Annotated in this window: 13 protein-coding genes; 6 read left to right on the top strand and 7 right to left on the bottom strand. The window is 62.4% G+C overall.

Features of this window, described 5'->3' with window-relative positions; genetic code table 11:
- Window positions 1-3: 3 nt before the first annotated feature.
- On the bottom strand, window positions 4-984 hold the full coding sequence (gene rfaD, locus GGQ85_RS09000; protein ID WP_309774198.1) for an ADP-glyceromanno-heptose 6-epimerase: 981 nt from the start codon (window positions 982-984) through the stop codon (window positions 4-6).
- Between the two features lie 348 nt (window positions 985-1,332).
- Here rfaD and waaF point away from each other — a divergent pair, with 348 nt between their 5' ends.
- The 3 genes from waaF (at window position 1,333) to GGQ85_RS08985 (ending at window position 3,721) form a co-directional block, all read left to right on the top strand.
- Window positions 1,333-2,403 (top strand): lipopolysaccharide heptosyltransferase II, encoded by a 1,071-nt coding sequence (waaF, locus tag GGQ85_RS08995; protein ID WP_309774195.1) that lies wholly within the window; start codon window positions 1,333-1,335, stop codon window positions 2,401-2,403.
- Window positions 2,404-2,576: 173 nt separating this feature from the next.
- Entirely contained in the window at window positions 2,577-3,170 is a 594-nt protein-coding gene (locus tag GGQ85_RS08990) for a D-sedoheptulose 7-phosphate isomerase (protein ID WP_079446124.1), read from the top strand.
- Window positions 3,167-3,721 carry a D-glycero-alpha-D-manno-heptose-1,7-bisphosphate 7-phosphatase gene (locus GGQ85_RS08985; RefSeq protein ID WP_309774194.1) on the top strand — a complete coding sequence of 185 codons (555 nt, stop codon included), beginning with the start codon at window positions 3,167-3,169 and terminating at the stop codon, window positions 3,719-3,721. Before GGQ85_RS08990 ends, GGQ85_RS08985 begins: the two co-directional genes overlap by 4 nt.
- Here GGQ85_RS08985 and waaC read toward each other — a convergent pair.
- On the bottom strand, window positions 3,718-4,662 hold the full coding sequence (gene waaC / locus GGQ85_RS08980; protein ID WP_309774193.1) for a lipopolysaccharide heptosyltransferase I: 945 nt from the start codon (window positions 4,660-4,662) through the stop codon (window positions 3,718-3,720). The two genes, GGQ85_RS08985 and waaC, sit on opposite strands and share 4 nt — an antisense overlap.
- A gap of 186 nt (window positions 4,663-4,848) precedes the next feature.
- Here waaC and galE point away from each other — a divergent pair, with 186 nt between their 5' ends.
- From galE to GGQ85_RS08965, 3 genes are all read left to right on the top strand, one after another.
- Entirely contained in the window at window positions 4,849-5,859 is a 1,011-nt protein-coding gene (galE, locus tag GGQ85_RS08975; protein WP_309774191.1) for a UDP-glucose 4-epimerase GalE, read from the top strand.
- 119 nt (window positions 5,860-5,978) lie between these two features.
- The gene (locus tag GGQ85_RS08970; protein WP_309774190.1) at window positions 5,979-7,787 is read left to right on the top strand and encodes an ABC transporter ATP-binding protein; all 1,809 of its coding nucleotides are present in this window, start codon (window positions 5,979-5,981) and stop codon (window positions 7,785-7,787) included.
- Between the two features lie 64 nt (window positions 7,788-7,851).
- Entirely contained in the window at window positions 7,852-8,556 is a 705-nt protein-coding gene (locus GGQ85_RS08965) for a fumarylacetoacetate hydrolase family protein (RefSeq protein WP_309774189.1), read from the top strand.
- A 38-nt stretch (window positions 8,557-8,594) separates the two neighbouring features.
- On the opposite strand, the gene ligA is transcribed toward GGQ85_RS08965, so the two are convergent.
- The 5 genes from ligA to ftsZ all read right to left on the bottom strand — a co-directional run bounded on the left by ligA (window position 8,595) and on the right by ftsZ (window position 16,940).
- Entirely contained in the window at window positions 8,595-10,745 is a 2,151-nt protein-coding gene (gene ligA, locus GGQ85_RS08960) for an NAD-dependent DNA ligase LigA (RefSeq protein WP_309774188.1), read from the bottom strand.
- 6 nt (window positions 10,746-10,751) lie between these two features.
- Window positions 10,752-12,437, bottom strand: coding sequence for a DNA repair protein RecN (gene recN, locus GGQ85_RS08955; protein WP_309774187.1), 1,686 nt, complete (start codon window positions 12,435-12,437; stop codon window positions 10,752-10,754).
- Window positions 12,438-12,611: 174 nt separating this feature from the next.
- Window positions 12,612-13,508, bottom strand: a complete 897-nt coding sequence (locus GGQ85_RS08950; RefSeq protein WP_079446115.1) for an outer membrane protein assembly factor BamD — start codon at window positions 13,506-13,508, stop codon at window positions 12,612-12,614.
- A 354-nt stretch (window positions 13,509-13,862) separates the two neighbouring features.
- Window positions 13,863-14,819 (bottom strand): UDP-3-O-acyl-N-acetylglucosamine deacetylase, encoded by a 957-nt coding sequence (gene lpxC, locus GGQ85_RS08945; protein ID WP_079446114.1) that lies wholly within the window; start codon window positions 14,817-14,819, stop codon window positions 13,863-13,865.
- 336 nt (window positions 14,820-15,155) lie between these two features.
- On the bottom strand, window positions 15,156-16,940 hold the full coding sequence (gene ftsZ / locus GGQ85_RS08940; protein WP_309774186.1) for a cell division protein FtsZ: 1,785 nt from the start codon (window positions 16,938-16,940) through the stop codon (window positions 15,156-15,158).
- Window positions 16,941-16,998 lie beyond the last annotated feature (58 nt).

Genomic DNA, 16,998 nt, shown 5'->3' with positions numbered 1-16,998 from the left:
GCGTCAGCGAAAGCGATCATCGCGATCCAGATAGCCTTTGACATAGGCATCGACGGCTTCCTCCAAAGGCGTGAAGCCTCCGTTGTAACCAGCGCTTTGCAAGCGCTCGATATCTGCTTGCGTAAAATACTGGTAGGCCCCGCGAATCTGTTCAGGCATATCGACGTATTCGATATTCGGCTTCGTGCCAAGCGAGGCATAGGCCGCCGTCATCAGATCGCGAAAGCTGCGCGCCTCGCCAGTTCCCACATTCAAAAGACCGTTGACCGAAGGCGTCGCAAACAACCACATCATCACACGAACGACGTCGTCGACGTAAATGAAGTCGCGGCGCTGATCGCCATCGGCGACGCCTTCACGGTGCGACTTGAACAACTGCACCGGGCGGCAGCCTTTCACATCGCTGAAGCGGCGCGCCAGCACGCTCATCATCGAGCCTTTGTGATATTCATTCGGTCCGAACACGTTGAAGAACTTCAGACCAGCCCATTGCGGCGGCAGAGCACCACCTTTGGCGGCGCGGTCCACAACGGCCATGTCGAACAGGTGTTTGCTCCAGCCGTAGAGATTCATCGGCCGGAGCGCTCGCAGCGCGGCCAACGATTGATCATCGCGAAAGCCCTGCGCGCCATCGCCGTAGGTTGACGCCGAAGAGGCATAGATGAAAGGCGTCATGGTCGACGTGCACCAGTCGAGCAATCGGAGCGACAGCCGGAAGTTGGTCTCGATGACAAGATCGCCATCGGTCGCCGTGGTTTCGGAGATCGCGCCGAGGTGAAAGACGACGTCCAGACGACGGCCGTCCAGCCAACGCATCAATTCCTCGGGTGGAACGATATCCGCAAGCTGCCGCTTGGCGAGGTTGCGCCATTTACCGTCATGTCCCAGCACATCGCACACCGCCACATCGCTGCGCCCGGCGTCGTTCAACGCGGCAACGAGATTGGATCCGATAAAACCGGCGCCCCCGGTCACCAGCAGCATGATGTCCCCGTCATGGATGTGCGACTCTTAGTGGTCCGTTCTAACATTTGCATCCCGGCGCGGCAGGCGTTCTTTGCAAATGTTAGAATCAAGAGCCCACTAGCAACCATAAGGTTTTCCAGTGGAGTTATGAATTTGACATTCCCTTGCCGGGTTTGCGGCAAAGTGGGTGGCGAATGTCAAATTCACCCCACTGGTTTGCCCCACTCCAGCCCGCGAGGCAACTTGGGTGGGCCTGCCGTGTGACGATCGGGCCGTGAAAAACAGCGCGCGAGATAACTTTACCTCACGGGTCGGAGCGGATACCGAGGACCGAACATCGATCCTGGATTGCGCATCGATCAAGATATGAAAACAGATTCACCATATGGGCCGGAAATGGCCGACCCGGACGATACCCGGCCCATTCTGATTGTTCCCTATATGTGGATCGGCGACTTCGTGCGCGGCCACACGGTGGTGCGGGTGCTCAAACAGCGCTGGCCGAATCGACCGGTGGATATGCTGGTGACAACGCTCTGCGCGCCGCTGGTCGATTATATGCCCGGAGTGCGCGCTGGCGTGGTCTGGGACCTGCCCCGCAGCCGGCTGGCACCGACGCAACAGTGGAGTCTCGCCCGGCAATTGCGCGCGCGCGGGTATGGAACGGCCTTCGTCATGCCACGCACCTGGAAATCGGCGATCGCGCCCGCGCTGGCCGGCATCCCGGAACGGGTGGGTTTTGTCGGCGAAGCGCGTTTCGGACTACTTAACCGCTGGCGATGGGGCGAAAGAGCCCTGCCCCGCATGATCGACAGGAAGGCGTCCCTGGCGCTTCCGGCCGGGGCAGCCCGGCCACCTGAATGGCCGGCGCCGCAGCTTCGGATATCCACCGAAGACGTCACCCGCTGGCGGCAGGCGCAGGGATTGGGCGCGGGACCGGCGGTGGCGCTGGCACCCGGGGCGGTCGGCTCCAGTAAGCGCTGGACCTCCTACGCGGAGGCCGCCCGAATGCTGGCTGAGCGCGGAATCGACCTTTGGGTGATCGGCGGCCCCAATGAAAAAGGGATGGCGACTGAAATCGCGGCAACCGGAGGCCCGCGGGTCCGGGATCTCACGGGTCACGACCTGCGAAACGGCATTCTGGCGATGGCGGGGGCCACCATTGCAATATCGAACGACTCCGGTCTGCTGCACGTCGCGGCTGCGATCGGAACGCCGACACTGGGAATTTTCGGGCCGACCAGCCCCTATCACTGGGCGCCCTTGAACGGGCTCGCCGCGACGATTCAGGTGAAAACGCCTCTCCCGTGCCAACCATGCCATCGTCCGGTCTGCACCAGGAATGATCATCGTTGCATGCGCGATATCCCCGCAGCAGAGGTAATCGCGATCGCGGAACGGGTGCTTGCGGAGGCCGGCGCGCACGATGCACGTTGACGCACGCCATGCTTGCCTGGGTATGACGCGCTCATTACCACTGCTATAGCGTTTTCGAGCGAAGTGGATACCGGTTCGCGGGAAGAAACGCGTTAAAATAACAATCTAGAGCTTCGCTTCTGATTCAATCAGAAGCGAAAATGCTCTGGCCATCACGGTGACAAAGGTGCGTCTTGAGCCAGAACCCGATCGCAACCCATTTTCAGCAATCGCTGACGGCCCTCCAGCGCGCAGCCAATGACACGGCGCTGCTCGCAGTCGTAAGCGACATTGCTGTCACGATCATCGACGCGCTCCGTTCCGGAAATAAAGTGCTTCTGATCGGAAACGGCGGAAGCGCCGCCGACGCCCAACACATCGCCTCGGAAATCGTCGGGCGTTACAGGAAAGAACGGCCCGGCTACGCCGCCATCGCCCTGACGACCGATACGTCCGCTCTCACCGCTATCTCCAACGATTACGGCTTCGAGCAGATTTTCGCCCGGCAGATCGAGAGTCTGGGCCGACCTGGCGACGTGCTGCTGGCGCTGTCCACCTCGGGACGGTCCCCAAACATCCTCGCTGCCCTATCCGCCGCGCGACGGCTCGGACTTGTCACCGTCGGTTTTACCGGCCTCAAAGGGCAAAGCCTGCACGAGATCTGCGACCGCCTTCTCGTTGCGCCGAGCGACGACACCCCGGTGATTCAGCAGATCCACATGACCGCGGCTCACGCGATCTGCGATAACGTGGAGCACGCCCTGGTGGACGGAGCGGGCCGCAAGTGAGCGGAGCGGAGATCGCTCAGGCCGGCAAACCCGCCGCCTTCCTGGACCGTGATGGCGTCATCAATCATGACGACAGCTATATGGGTACGCGTGATCGCATTCGTTGGATGCCCGGCGTCGCCAGGGCGATCCAGCGGCTGAACGAGGCCGGCTATTTCGTTTTCATCTTCACCAATCAATCCGGTGTCGCGCGCGGCTTTTTCAGCGAGGATGATGTTCGTAATCTGCACCTGTGGATGCAGTCCCATCTCGCGTCGCAGGGCGCGCGGATTGACGACTTCAGGTATTGCCCGCACTACCCCGACGGCAGCGTCGCCGGATATCTGGAAGATCATCCCTGGCGCAAACCGAAGCCCGGCATGATCCTCGACCTGATGCAGCATTGGCCGGTGCGGCAGCACGGCAGCTTTGCCATCGGCGACCGCGAGAGCGATATCGAAGCCGCTGCCGGTGCGGGCATTCCGGGCTTCCTGTTTAGCGGCGGTGACCTCGACGCATTCGTCGCGCGGGTGCTTGCAGAGATATCCAGTGCAATCACGCCACGTGCCTAAGCAAGCAATCGCTCCGCGGCATCGATCACCTGCCCCGCGGAAGGCGGACCGTTCTTGCCGCCTAGAACCGCCATGCGGCCACTGCCGACCGGCCCGGTCAGACCGGGGTCGGTGCTGACATAGATGCCGACGAGCGGAACGCGATACGCTGCCGCAAGATGCATCAGGCCGGTATCGACGCCGATCACCAACGCCGCATTGCCGATCATCCGTGCGGTCAGATCGAGAGTCTGGCGCGGCTGGACACGACTGCCCGCGATGTCTCCCGACAACCGTTCGGATAACAGGCGTTCGGCCTCGGTGCCCCACGGAAGCACGGTCTGCAATCCGTTCGCACTCAGCCAGCGGCCGGTTTCGATCCAGTCCTCCGCACGCCACGTTTTCGAGAGCCGGGAGGTACCGTGAAGCAAGACTGCATAGGGCTGACCACCTGTCCGCATGAACGGGCGCAGACCGTAGTCAACGTCGTGGGGCGACTGATATCCGAGCGACAGACCGGTCAGGATCCGGTTGCGCGTCACCGCGTGGAGATTGCTCCCTACCGCGTGCCTGACGTCGTAGAATCGCGCGGCTAAGGGTTCGCGGATGCTGCGACCGTCATAACCGTGGCGCTCGCCGCGCGCGACGCGCGCCATGATCGCCGAGCGGATCAGGCCCTGAGTATCGATCACCTTGTCGAACGATCGCTCGCGAAGCCTCGCCCGGAACTTGGCGATCTCGCGCCATGTGGCCCCGGCACCGAGTTGCGAACGCCAGCGCCGCGTCGCGACAGGAATGATGTCGGCGACTGAGGGGTGCAGCCGCACCAACGGCGCGAACGATTCCTCGACCAGCCACGTCACCCGCAACTGCGGACATGCATGCACGGCATCGACGATCGCCGGCATCTGATGCACGACGTCGCCGAGCGAGGATGTCTTGATGATGAGAATGTCGGTCATCGACGGCCGCAGCTGCTCAAAGAAAGACCGGTTCCCGTTACAGTTTGGCAACCATAATGTCGAATCCCGAGATCAGACGGACGAAATCTGGTCGTTCACGGTCATGCTATACGGCAATTCCATTCTTTTGTGGGACACTTCGGCGACCGCGGGACCCGCCGCACACTTTGGTACAAAGGAGCAGATATGACCGTGCTTGTCACCGGTGGAGCCGGCTACATCGGCAGTCATATGGTGCTCGCGCTGGCTGAGGCCGGCGAGAACGTCGTCGTGATCGACAACCTGTCCACCGGATTCTCGTCGGCGCTCCCCGAGGGCGTACCGCTGTTCATCGGCGACACCGGAGACGAAAATCTCGTCGAGAACGTCATCGCCCAGAACGGCATCGAAAGCATCATTCACTTTGCGGGTTCCGTGGTGGTGCCCGAGTCGATGCGCGATCCGCTCGCCTACTATCGTAACAACACGATGACGACTCGCAGCCTTCTGAACGCCGCCGTCAGATGCGGGGTCAACCGCTTCATCTTTTCGTCAACCGCCGCAGTCTACGGCAATCCCGACCGGATGCCGGTTCCTGAAGAAGCTCCGACCCGACCGCTCTCCCCTTACGGATCGTCGAAGCTGATGACGGAGATCATGCTGCGCGACGTCGCGACCGCACATGGCATGAACTACGTGGTGCTGCGCTACTTCAATGTCGCGGGCGCAGACCCACAGGCGCGTATCGGCCTCTCGACCGCGGGAGCCACGCACCTGCTGAAAATCGCAGTCGAAGCCGCGACCGGGCAGCGCGCCAAGATCGACGTGTTCGGCACCGACTATCCGACGCCGGACGGAAGCTGCATTCGCGACTTCATTCATGTCAGCGATCTGGCGCAAGCCCATCGCGCCGCGCTGACCTACCTGCAAAACGGCGGATGCTCGACCACGTTGAATTGCGGATATGGACGCGGCTATTCCGTTCTGGAAACGATCGAAGCGGTCCGCCGGGTCTGCGGCCGCAACTTCGCGGTTCACTATTCCGACCGCCGCCCCGGCGATATCATGACCATGATCGCCGACACGAGCCGGATTCGCACGGCACTCGACTGGACGCCGCAATACGACGACCTCGCGACCATCGCCGCGCACGCGCTGGCATGGGAAGAAAAGCTGGCGGGCCGACAAGTCTCGGAGGCGCTCGCGGCATCAGCCTGACAAACCGGGCGAAACCCGGTTTTCGCTTGAAAAAGGCTGCTATTGCGGGCATTGAGTCGGAGCTTTCGCAATACCCTGACGCGCGGGCAACCGCCGATTCACGGCGTCAACGGAACGCGATGACCGAACCGCCGAAGAAAATTACCGACGATCCCTATGGCGCGGCCGTCCTCATCCGCCGCCTGATCACGGAACAGGGCATGGCCTATTGGCGGCGCTACCTCGCCGCATTTGCGCTGATGGCCGTCTCCGCGGCGGCGACGGCGACCTCGGCCTACCTGCTCGGCGAAGTCATCAATCAGGCTTATGTGGACCGCAATGTCCACGGCATTTTCATGCTGTCGATTGTGGTGCTCGTCATCTTCGTGGTCAAGGGTGCGGCGACCTACGGTCATTCCGTGATCCTGTCCCGGATCAGCAACGCCATTCTCGCCAATAATCAGCGCCGCTTGTTTGCGAAGCTGATGAGCGAGAGCATCGGCTATTTCTCGCAGCGACATTCATCGGAGTTTCTCGCGCGGCTCACGGCCGGCGCGACATCGGTCACCCAGGTGCTCAACCTGCTGATCAACGCCGTGGGTCGCGATCTCCTGTCGTTGATCGCGCTCGTCGTCGTGATGGTGATGCAGGATCCGTATATGTCGCTGCTTGGCGCGCTGGTGGCGCCGCCCGCGATGATCGTGCTGCGCAAGCTGGTCAAGCGCATCAAGGGGCTAGCGCACATGCAGTTCCATGGCACCGCCGACATCATGGAGACGATGCAGGAGTCGCTGCAAGGTATTCGGACCGTCAAGGCGTTCACGCTCGAACAGACCATGCGCGAGCGGATCGACGCCAGCATCGCCGCGGTGGAGCAAACCAACAACAAGATGGCGCGGGTTTCGAACCGCGCCAGCCCGCTGATGGAAACGCTTGGCGGTTTCGCCATCGCGGGCGCGCTGATGTATGGCGGCTATCGCGTTGTCGCCATGGGCGCGACGCCGGGCCAGTTCTTTTCGTTCCTCGCAGCCTTTCTCTTGGCCTATGAGCCAGCCAAGCGGCTGGCCCGTCTCAACATCGAACTCAACAGCAGCCTGATCGGCGCGCGCAAGCTGATTGAAATCGTGGACAGCCCCGCCAGCGAGCCGGACGACAGTGACAAACCCGCTCTGCAATTGACCGACGCGCGCGTCGAGTTGCGGGATGTCACGTTCGCCTATCGCGCCGACGAGCCCGTGCTCAAGCGCATGAGCTTTGTCGCCGAGCCGGGCAAGATGACGGCGCTGGTCGGCCCATCGGGTGGCGGAAAATCCACCGTGCTGGCGCTATTGCTGCGCCTGTATGAAGTCACCGACGGCGACATCCTGATCGATGGGCAGGTTATCTCCGGCGTATCGCGCACATCGCTACGCCAGCAGACTGCCTATGTCGGCCAGGACGTTTACCTGTTCCGCGCCACCATCCGCGAGAACATCGCGTTCGGTCGCCCCGGCGCCAACGAGAACGAGATCGTCGCGGCGGCGAAAGCCGCCTGCGCTCACGACTTCATTATGAGCTTTCCGCTCGGCTACGATACCCCTGTGGGCGAGCACGGCACCCAGCTCTCCGGCGGGCAACGCCAACGCATCGCCGTGGCGCGCGCGCTCATCAAGGACGCGCCGATCATCCTGCTGGACGAGGCCACCGCCGCACTCGATTCGGAATCCGAAAAGCAGGTGCAGGAAGCGATCGAGCACCTGTGCCGCAATCGGACCACGATCGTGATCGCGCACCGCCTGCATACCATCATGCATGCCGACGCCATTCTTGTGGTCGAGAACGGCGAGATCGTCGAGCGCGGGCGCCACGACGACCTGCTGCGGAGCGGCGGACGCTATGCTTCGTTCTTCCGCCTGCAGCATCGTGAGACAGCGCCGCTGACGCTGGCCCCCTTGAGCGCGTCAGCGTAAGCTCATTGCGATTGTCCGCAATGACGATCTCGTCGCGCCAGCGCAGGCAGAGCGGAGAGTCCGCATGAGCGTATCGTCGTTCGTGATTCCACAGCCGCCCCAACCCGTCATCGCGGTCGCAGGCGACGACAGATTTTTTCCGGTCCGCCGCGTCTGGTGCGTCGGGCGCAACTATCTCGACCATATCCGCGAATTGGGCCACGACGAGCGCGCGCCGCCGTTCTTCTTCGCCAAACACGCCGATATGATCGACGCCAACGGCGCGGTTATCCCCTATCCGCCCCTCACCCAGAATCTGCATCACGAAGTCGAACTGATCGTCGCGATGAAGAGCGGCGGCTTGCGCATCCCCGCCGACACCGCGCTCGATCACGTCTACGGCTACGCCGTCGGCATCGACCTCACCCGGCGCGACCTGCAAAACGCTGTGCGCGAAAAGAAGCAGCCCTGGGAGATCGCAAAATCGTTCGATCACGCTGCGCCCTGCAGCGCTCTGCAACCCGCCGCCAAGATCGGGCATCCGTCGAAGGGCCACATCTGGCTCGCGGTCAATGGCAGGGAAACCCAATCCGGAGATCTCGCGCAGATGATCTGGAATGTGCCGGAGATCATCGCGCAGCTCTCGCAACAGGTCGCGCTTGACGCCGGCGACATCATCATGACCGGAACGCCAGCCGGCGTCTCGCCCCTTCAGCCGGGCGACCACGTCGAATGCGGCTGCGACGGCGTCGGCACGCTGACAGTGACGATCGGCCAGCCAGCAGCTTGAGCGCCATCACGTCCTCGACGCACCACTCGGGGAATCTCTTATCCCTCGATCAGTTGCAGCCACTCGTCTTCCGAAATCACCTTCACGCCGAACTTCTCGGCGTCCTTGAGCTTCGAGCCCGCGCCGGGGCCAGCGACAACAAGATCGGTCTTCTTCGACACCGAGCTGGACGTTTTCGCGCCCATCCGCTCAGCCGATGCCTTAGCCTCGTCGCGCGTGAATTTTTCCAGCGAACCCGTGAACACAACGGTCTTGCCGGCCACGGCCGAGTCGCTGCGGGCCTGCGCGACCGGCAGCACCTCGATCTCCGCGAGCAGGTCGTTCAGCGCCTTGACGTTGCGCGTCTCAGCGAAGAACTCGACCACCGCGTCGGCGACGATATCGCCGATGCCTCCGATGTTGTTGAGGTCGGCATAGGCTTCGGAATCATTGCCCGCCTCTGTCTGCGCCGCAGCGGCCTCCGCCATGGTGCTGCGAAAATTCTCGATACTACCGTAATGCCGCGCCAGCAGCTTGGCGTTGCCCTCACCGACATGGCGGATGCCGAGCGCGAAGATCAACCGGTTCAGTTCGATCTTGCGGCGAGCGTCGATCGCAGCGAACAGGTTGCGCACTGAGACCTCACCATAACCTTCGCGATCACGCAGCTTCTTTGTCGCGCGCGCGTCGCGCTTCTGCAACGTGAAGATGTCGACCGGATGCATGATGAGGCCGTCGTCATAGAACTCCTGGATTTGCTTTTCACCGAGACCGTCGATGTCGAAGGCAAGACGCGAGACGAAATGCTTGAGCCGCTCCACCGCCTGCGCCGGGCAGATCAGTGCTCCGGTGCAGCGGCGCACCGCCTCGCCCTCCTCGCGTACGGCGTGACTGCCGCAGATCGGACACTTGTGCGGAAACGCATACGGCTTGGCGCTCGTTGGCCGCTTGTCGATGACAACACTGACCACCTGCGGAATCACGTCACCAGCGCGCTGCACCACCACGGTGTCGCCGACGCGAAGATCAACACCGTCGCGGATCGGCTGGCCGTCATTTCCAATGCCTCTAATGTAGTCTTCGTTGTGCAGCGTCGCGTTTTGCACCACAACGCCGCCAACGGTGATGGGCTCAAGCCGCGCCACCGGCGTCAATGCACCGGTGCGGCCGACCTGAATGTCGATGCCCTTGAGGATTGTGATTGCCTGCTCGGCAGCGAACTTGTGCGCGATCGCCCAACGTGGGCTTCGCGATACGAAGCCGAGCCGCTCCTGCCAGTCGAGCCGGTCGACCTTATAGACCACGCCATCGATGTCGTAGTCGAGCGTGACGCGCTGCTCGCCGATGCGGCGATAAAACGCCAGCACCTCCTCGACGCTATGACACAACTCGATCAGCGGATTGACGACGAATCCGGCGCCCCTGAGCCACTCCAGCATGCCGTGTTGGGTGTCGGCGGGCCGATCCGTCATTTCCCCCCATGCATAGGCGAAGAATTTCAGCGGTCGCGACGCGGTGACCGCGACATCCTTCTGCCGCAACGAACCGGCGGCCGAATTGCGAGGATTGGCGAACACGGTATCGCCAGCTTCTTGCTGCTTTTTATTCAGCGCAAGAAAATCCTGCTTCAGCATGTAGACCTCGCCGCGCAACTCGCAGGCGGCGGGAATGTTGCGGCCTGTGAGCGTCTGCGGCACGTCCTTGATAGTGCGGACATTGGCGGTGACATCCTCGCCGGTGAAGCCGTCGCCGCGCGTCGCCGCGCGCACCAGTTCGCCGCGCTCGTAGCGCAACGATAGCGACAGGCCATCGATCTTCGGCTCGGCGACAATGGCGGGGAATTCGTCCGGGGCAAGTTTCAGAAAACGCCGGATGCGTTCGACGAATTCCGCGACCTCAGCGTCGCTGAAGGCATTGCCGAGCGACAGCATCGGCACCGCGTGCTGCACTTTCGCGAAGCCGCGCGCGGGGGCGGATCCGACGGTCTGCGTGGGCGAGCTTGCAGTGACGAGGTCCGGAAAGCGGGCCTCGATCGCTTCGAGCCGCTGCCGCAGTGCGTCGTAGGCGGAGTCTGAGATCGTCGGCGCGTCCTGCTGGTAGTAGCGTTCGTTATGCGTCTCGATCTCGAGCGCAAGCCGCTTGTGCTCAACCCGAGCCTGCGACCTGGTGAGGAGATCGACGGGCGGAGGCGTTTTGGGCTTCGCCGCCACAGCGACTTACCCCGCCGCTTTCAGCAGCCGGTCCGCGGCGGCGCGAGCCTCCGCGGTGATCTCCGCACCGGCGAGCATCCGCGCGATCTCCTCGCGGCGGTGATCCTCAGCCAGCGTCGCAACACGCGTGGCGACGCGCTTGCCGCGATCCAGCGCATCCTTTGAAATAAGCAGATGCTGATCGGCCCGCACCGCGACCTGCGGCGCGTGCGTCACCGCCATCACCTGCACCTTGCAGGCCAAGCGCGCCAGCCGCGCACCGATGGCGTCAGCAACTGCGCCGCCAACTCCGGTGTCGATCTCGTCAAACACCAGCGTTGGCGCCGAGCCCTTGTCGGAGAGCACCACCTTCAGCGCCAGCAGGAAGCGCGACAGCTCGCCTCCCGAGGCGACCTTCATCAGCGGCCCCGGTCGCGTGCCGGGATTGGTCTGCACCCAGAACTCGACGCGGTCGAAGCCTTGCGGTCCCGGTGCCGACGGGTCGGACTCGATCTGCGTGGAAAATCTGGCGCGTTCGAGTTTCAGTGGCGCAAGCTCGACGTTGACTGTCTTGTCGAGCTTGTCAGCAGCCTTCGTGCGCGCGGCCGAGAGTTTCGCCGCTGCCGCTGCATAACGTTTTTCGGCGTCGGCCGCCTCTTTTTCCAGAACGGTCAATCGATCCGCACCGGCATCAATCAGTGCGACTTCCGCAGCGTATTTCTTGGCAAGCGCAGCCAGGCCGTCCACCGGCGTCGCATATTTGCGCGACGCCGCGCGCAGCGCGAACAGCCGTTCCTCGATGCGCTCCAGCTCGGCCGGGTCGAAATCGGCGGCAACGAGCGCCGCCGCGAGATGCTGGTCCGCCTCCTCCAGCGCGTTGATGGCGGCATCGATGGCCCTGACCGCCGGCTCGACCAGTTGCGGCGAATTCGCAGCTCGCCGTTCCAGCCGCCGCACCGCAGCCGCCAGCACGCTCACCGGTGAGCCATGACCGCTGACGACGTCCTGCGCCTCGCGCAGGTCGGTCGCGATCTTTTCGCCCGCCATCATCGTGGCACGGCGTTCGGCAAGCGCGGTTTCCTCGCCGTCCTGCGGTGCGAGTTGCGTTAACTCGTCGGAGGCATGACGCAGAAACTCGGCCTCTCGCGCGGCGCGCTCCACGCCGGCGCGATGATCGTCAAGCGTCGCGCGGGCGCGGCGGCGAGCTTCCCACAACACCTCCAGCGCGGCGACCTCGGTGTCCAGCCCCGCAGAGGCATCGAGCAGCCGACGGTGGGTCGATGCATCGACCAGCGCCCGCTCGTCATGCTGGCCATGAATTTCCACCAGCGTCGCGCCTACCGCCTTCAAGGTCTGCACGCTGATCGCCTGATCATTGATGAAGGCTCGGGTGCGACCGTCGGCGAGTTGAACCCGTCGAAGAATCATCTCGCCCGAATCTTCAGAAATAGAGCCGTCGATGCCATTGGCGGTCAGGATGACGCAGGCCGGATGGTTCTTGGGAACATCGAAGGTGGCCGTGACCTGACCCTGCTCCGCGCCGTGACGGACCAGCCCGGCATCGCCGCGACCGCCGAGCGCCAGCGCAAAGGCATCAAGCAGAATGGATTTTCCCGCGCCGGTCTCGCCGGTCAGCACCGCAAGACCGGAGGCGAACTCGATGTCGAGCCGCTCGATCAGGACGATGTCGCGGATCGAAAGGCGCGCAAGCATAGGAGGCCGGTTCCTGCCAAAAGTCGTTGAGAGGTGCAGAGAAGCGTGGCACGGAGACTAGCGAAGTTCGGATCGCGAAACCAGAGCCGCGGATTGACCACAGCATTGGCAGCCCAAGGGGCATCCTTCGATTCCGCATTCGCAACAGCATTCGCTGAAACGGCTTGGGAATGTCTAGCCAAGCCCCACTTTCCTGAACGCCTTGCTGATCCACGAGCCCTTATTCTCGCTGGGCTGACTTCCCCCCGATGTCACGAGATTGTAGGCGTCCTTGTACCAGCGACTGTCCGGAAAGTTGTGGCCGAGCACAGCCGCGGCGGTCTGCGCCTCGGCAACGATTCCAATCGCCATGTAGGCTTCGGTCAGCCGCGCCAGCGCTTCCTCGACATGCCGCGTGGTCTGGTAGCGCGTCACCACGGCCTTATAGCGGTTGATGGCGCCCGTATAATCACGTCGCTCCATATAATAGCGGCCGATCGCCATTTCCTTGCCGGCGAGTTGATCGCGCGCGGCCTGAAGTTTCTTCTTAGCTTCGCCGGCATATTCGGACGTCGGATATTTACGGATCACCTCTTCCATGGAGTGCATGGCTTTTTCGGTGCGAGCCTGGTCGCGCGAGACATCGGGGATCTGGTCGTAGTTCGAGACGGCGATCAAATATTGCGCATAGGCGGCGTCCGGGGTGCCCGGATGGAGCGTCACGTAGCGCGACGCGGAGCCGATGCACGTATCGTAATCGCCCGCCTGATAAGATGCATAGGCCGACATCAACAACGACTTCCGCGCCCATTCCGAATAGGGGTGCTCGCGGTCGACCTCGTCGAATTTCTTCGTGGCTGCCTTGAGGTCACGCTCCTTGTTCATCAGGAACAAGCCCTCATTGTAGAGCTTGTCCGCAGGATCATCGCTGAAGGTCTGTTCGTCCTTTGCCGTGAGCTTGTCCAAGAGCGGTCCGGTCCCGCAGCCGGCCACGGTAACGGCAACAAGTGCAAGACTGGCGGCGAGCCGGAGTTTCCCGCCAAGCCGATCAAGAGCGGCGCGATCCATGAACTCGCTCAGTCCGAGCGCCATACGCTTAGCCAACATTGATGAAAATCCGACGTCCGTGATACGGCGATCCAAGCACGAGGCAAACAGGATGCGCTGCTTTTACCGCGACCCGTTTAGCCGAAAAGAATCCGTCCACCAACGGGGTAAGCAGGTATTTCGCCGGGATTAAGGCGGGAACACCGGGCGCGGTCCCGAGCGGAAATCACTTTTTGGATAAGATCATGTTCGATCGAAAGTAAGGCTTTGGTCCGATTCATTCGGATCTCGCCTGTCCATACTATCATTCAAGCATTTCGCCTGAGACTGCGGAGCCGTGCAGGATCAGGGCGCGCGTATGGAGCAGAATGGATGAAAGCGTGCGAGGCCGGGCAGAACTCAGGACACGTTGGGACCATAGGCCGCAACCATACCGCCCACCATTCCGCCGACCACTTCGCCCTGACTGCGCGGACGCGGGGCCGGCTGATCCTCAACCACCCGCCAGGCAGTCCGATCGGCCATAAGAGCCGTGAGCACCGCGTGGTTGAGCTTGTGCCCGCCACGCACCGAACGATAGCCGCCGATCAGCGGAAACCCTGCGAGAGCCAGATCGCCGATCGCATCGAGAGCCTTGTGTCGCACACACTCGTCGGCGTAGCGCAGACCGCCGGTATTCAACAGGCGCTCATCATCGAACACCATGGAGTTTTCAAATGACGCGCCCAACGCAAAACCCGCGCTCCGGAGTCTTTCGACATCGTTCATGCAACCGAAGGTTCGAGCCCGGCTAATTTCGCGACGAAAACTTTCGGGATTGAGATCGATGGAATAATCCTGATGGCCGATCACCGGATTGGCGAAATCGATCTCGATGTCGATGCGAAAACCGCGCCTGTGCGGTCGCAGTTCGCCGAACGCCTCGCCCTTCTTCACCCGGACCGTTTTCAGAACCTGGATGAAGCGGCGCGCTGCCGACTGCTCGACAATACCAGCCTGATCGATCGCGGCGACGAACGCCGCCGAACTGCCATCCATAATCGGTACTTCAGGCCCGTCGAGTTCAATGGTTGCATTGTCGACCCCAAGGCCTCGCAATGCAGCAAGAACGTGTTCGGCGGTGGAGACAAGCGAGCCTTGCTGGTCGCCCAGGACAGTGGCAAACTGGGTCGCGGTGACGGACTTTACCGCAGCTCGCACCCGACGTTCGGTTCCATCGGGACCGATACGGACAAAAATAAAACCCGCATCGATCGAGGCAGGCCCAAGGGTCAAATTGACTGGTAGTCCGGAATGAACGCCGACACCCGTCACGGTGGCTCGCGAACGAAGCGTCGTCTGGCGGTTGAATCTCATAAAGTCTTGCCCAAGTGACTAATCCCGAAAGCCGATGTCTCCGCCTGTAAAGGCGACGAATCGATTCGTGATCCCCAAAGTCACGCCTAGAACATACCGGTTGCCACAAAGCACGCCAACTCACGCTTCTTTACCGATTGTTACCCCATCTCCGCCGCAATCACGCCGCCCCTTAACCAAATTTTCTGTCGGAGCGTGACCTTCTACGAAAATCCGAAGACACTAATTTTCAATTAATTTCAGCACAATACGTAGAAAATCTAGATACCGTATCAAGAAGAAAGGGCTCCGACCCAAAAGGTCGGAGCCCTTTCCAATTTTCAATTGTTACAGACTTCAGTGGGCCTGGCGGCGAAGAAAAGCGGGGATATCCAGGTGATCATCGCCTTGCGGGGCGGGCGTAACGGGAACCGGACGGCCGTGAGAATCCAGTCCTTGAGGCGACGGACGGCGCGCGTACTCTGATACCGGCTCGTTACCCATCTGCTCGGCAACGCTGCGCTGCGGCCGGCGCTCCGGCAATGGCGGCATCTGAGCCATGGCTGGCCCGGCCTCGCGACCCGCGAGAGGAGGCTCGGCGTCCTGATCGCGCCGGCCGAGGCCAACATTGGCCAGACGTTGCAGAAGTGACAGCCGATTCTTCTGCGGATGCTCTCCGTCGACCTCGCCCCGGGCCTGTCGGATTTCATTCTGAGCCGGCATCGGGAGTTCTTCCATCCTCGGCATCCGAGGAACGCGGACCGGGGCACGTTCGGCCGGCTGCGGGATGAAGTTTTCCGGCGGCGGCGGCTCGTGCTGCTCGCGCGGCGCAGGATCGTGATCTGGGAACAGCGTCGGCTTCTGCGCAATCGGCCGAACAGTAACGTCGCCGTACGAGGCCGGCTGCACGGGAGCCGGAGCAGGCGGTGGCGGCGTTGGCTCGGCAACCGCCGCAGCAATCGCCTCCAACGCTGCACGCTCTACATTAGCGGCGGGTTGAGCGGTCGGGGCCTGAGCCGGCTGCACGGCAGGCCGGGGCTCGATGGGCTTCTGGGCGAGATTAGCGGAAGCACGCTTGTTGTCCTCACGGAGCTTTGCAGTCAATTCGGCCGCACGGGGGTCGGGCGCAGCGGATACCGTCTTCGCGGCCGGAGTGGCCGCAGCGCGCGCGATCGTGCCCTGGTCGATGCCGGTCGCGACCACGGATACCCTGATGATACCGTCGAGACTCTCATCGAAGGTGGCGCCGACGATGATGTTGGCGTCCTGGTCGACTTCCTCGCGAATCCGCGTGGCGGCTTCGTCGACCTCGAACAGGGTGAGGTCCTTTCCGCCGGTGATCGAAATCAGGAGCCCTTTGGCGCCCTTCATCGAACTGTCGTCGATCAGCGGATTGGCGATCGCCGCTTCGGCAGCAGTGAGCGCGCGCTTCTCGCCGGAAGCTTCCCCGGTGCCCATCATCGCCTTGCCCATCTCGCGCATCACGGCGCGGACGTCAGCGAAGTCGAGATTGATCAAACCTTCCTTCACCATCAGGTCCGTGATGCAGGCCACGCCCGAGTAAAGCACCTGATCGGCCATCGCGAAGGCGTCGGCGAAGGTGGTCTTCTCATTAGCCACGCGGAACAGGTTTTGATTGGGAATGATCAGCAGCGTATCGACCACCTTGTGCAGTTCGCCGATCCCAGAGTCGGCGGTGCGCATCCGGCGCTGGCCCTCGAAGTGGAACGGCTTGGTGACGACGCCGACGGTCAGGATCCCCATTTCGCGCGCGGCCTTGGCGATAACCGGCGCAGCACCGGTGCCAGTGCCGCCGCCCATTCCGGCGGTGACGAACACCATGTTCGCCCCTGAGAGGTGATCGCGAATTTCGTCGATGACTTCCTGCGCCGCGGCAGCGCCGACATCGGGCTGCGAACCGGCGCCGAGACCCTGGGTGACCTGCGTGCCCATCTGGATAATGCGCTGCGCCTTGGACATGGTCAGCGCCTGCGCATCAGTGTTGGCAACCACGAAATCGACCCCGACCAGTCCGGCCGTGATCATGTTGTTGACCGCGTTGCCGCCAGCGCCGCCGACGCCGAATACAGTGATCCGCGGCTTCAGCTCGTGAATGTCGGGAACGTTGAGATTGATGGTCATGGTTGCCTCTCGATTACACGCGCGGTGTCGCTATGCCGGCGGTCGTCGACCGCGGGAA

The organism is Nitrobacter vulgaris (assembly GCF_031453995.1).
GTDB lineage: Bacteria > Pseudomonadota > Alphaproteobacteria > Rhizobiales > Xanthobacteraceae > Nitrobacter > Nitrobacter vulgaris.
The sequence above is the reverse complement of the archived record's forward strand: the minus strand, read 5'-3'. Positions and strand labels throughout refer to the sequence as shown.

What these genes read in the sequence shown, in the direction of transcription:
- lpxC (WP_079446114.1), bottom strand. Translation starts at nt 14,819, where the DNA reads ATGAGATTCAACCGCCAGACGACGCTTCGTTCGCGAGCCACCGTGACG.
- recN (WP_309774187.1), bottom strand. Translation starts at nt 12,437, where the DNA reads ATGCTTGCGCGCCTTTCGATCCGCGACATCGTCCTGATCGAGCGGCTC.
- GGQ85_RS08970 (WP_309774190.1), top strand. Translation starts at nt 5,979, where the DNA reads ATGACCGAACCGCCGAAGAAAATTACCGACGATCCCTATGGCGCGGCC.
- galE (WP_309774191.1), top strand. Translation starts at nt 4,849, where the DNA reads ATGACCGTGCTTGTCACCGGTGGAGCCGGCTACATCGGCAGTCATATG.
- waaF (WP_309774195.1), top strand. Translation starts at nt 1,333, where the DNA reads ATGAAAACAGATTCACCATATGGGCCGGAAATGGCCGACCCGGACGAT.
- waaC (WP_309774193.1), bottom strand. Translation starts at nt 4,662, where the DNA reads ATGACCGACATTCTCATCATCAAGACATCCTCGCTCGGCGACGTCGTG.
- ftsZ (WP_309774186.1), bottom strand. Translation starts at nt 16,940, where the DNA reads ATGACCATCAATCTCAACGTTCCCGACATTCACGAGCTGAAGCCGCGG.
- GGQ85_RS08950 (WP_079446115.1), bottom strand. Translation starts at nt 13,508, where the DNA reads ATGGCGCTCGGACTGAGCGAGTTCATGGATCGCGCCGCTCTTGATCGG.
- GGQ85_RS08965 (WP_309774189.1), top strand. Translation starts at nt 7,852, where the DNA reads ATGAGCGTATCGTCGTTCGTGATTCCACAGCCGCCCCAACCCGTCATC.
- rfaD (WP_309774198.1), bottom strand. Translation starts at nt 984, where the DNA reads ATGCTGCTGGTGACCGGGGGCGCCGGTTTTATCGGATCCAATCTCGTT.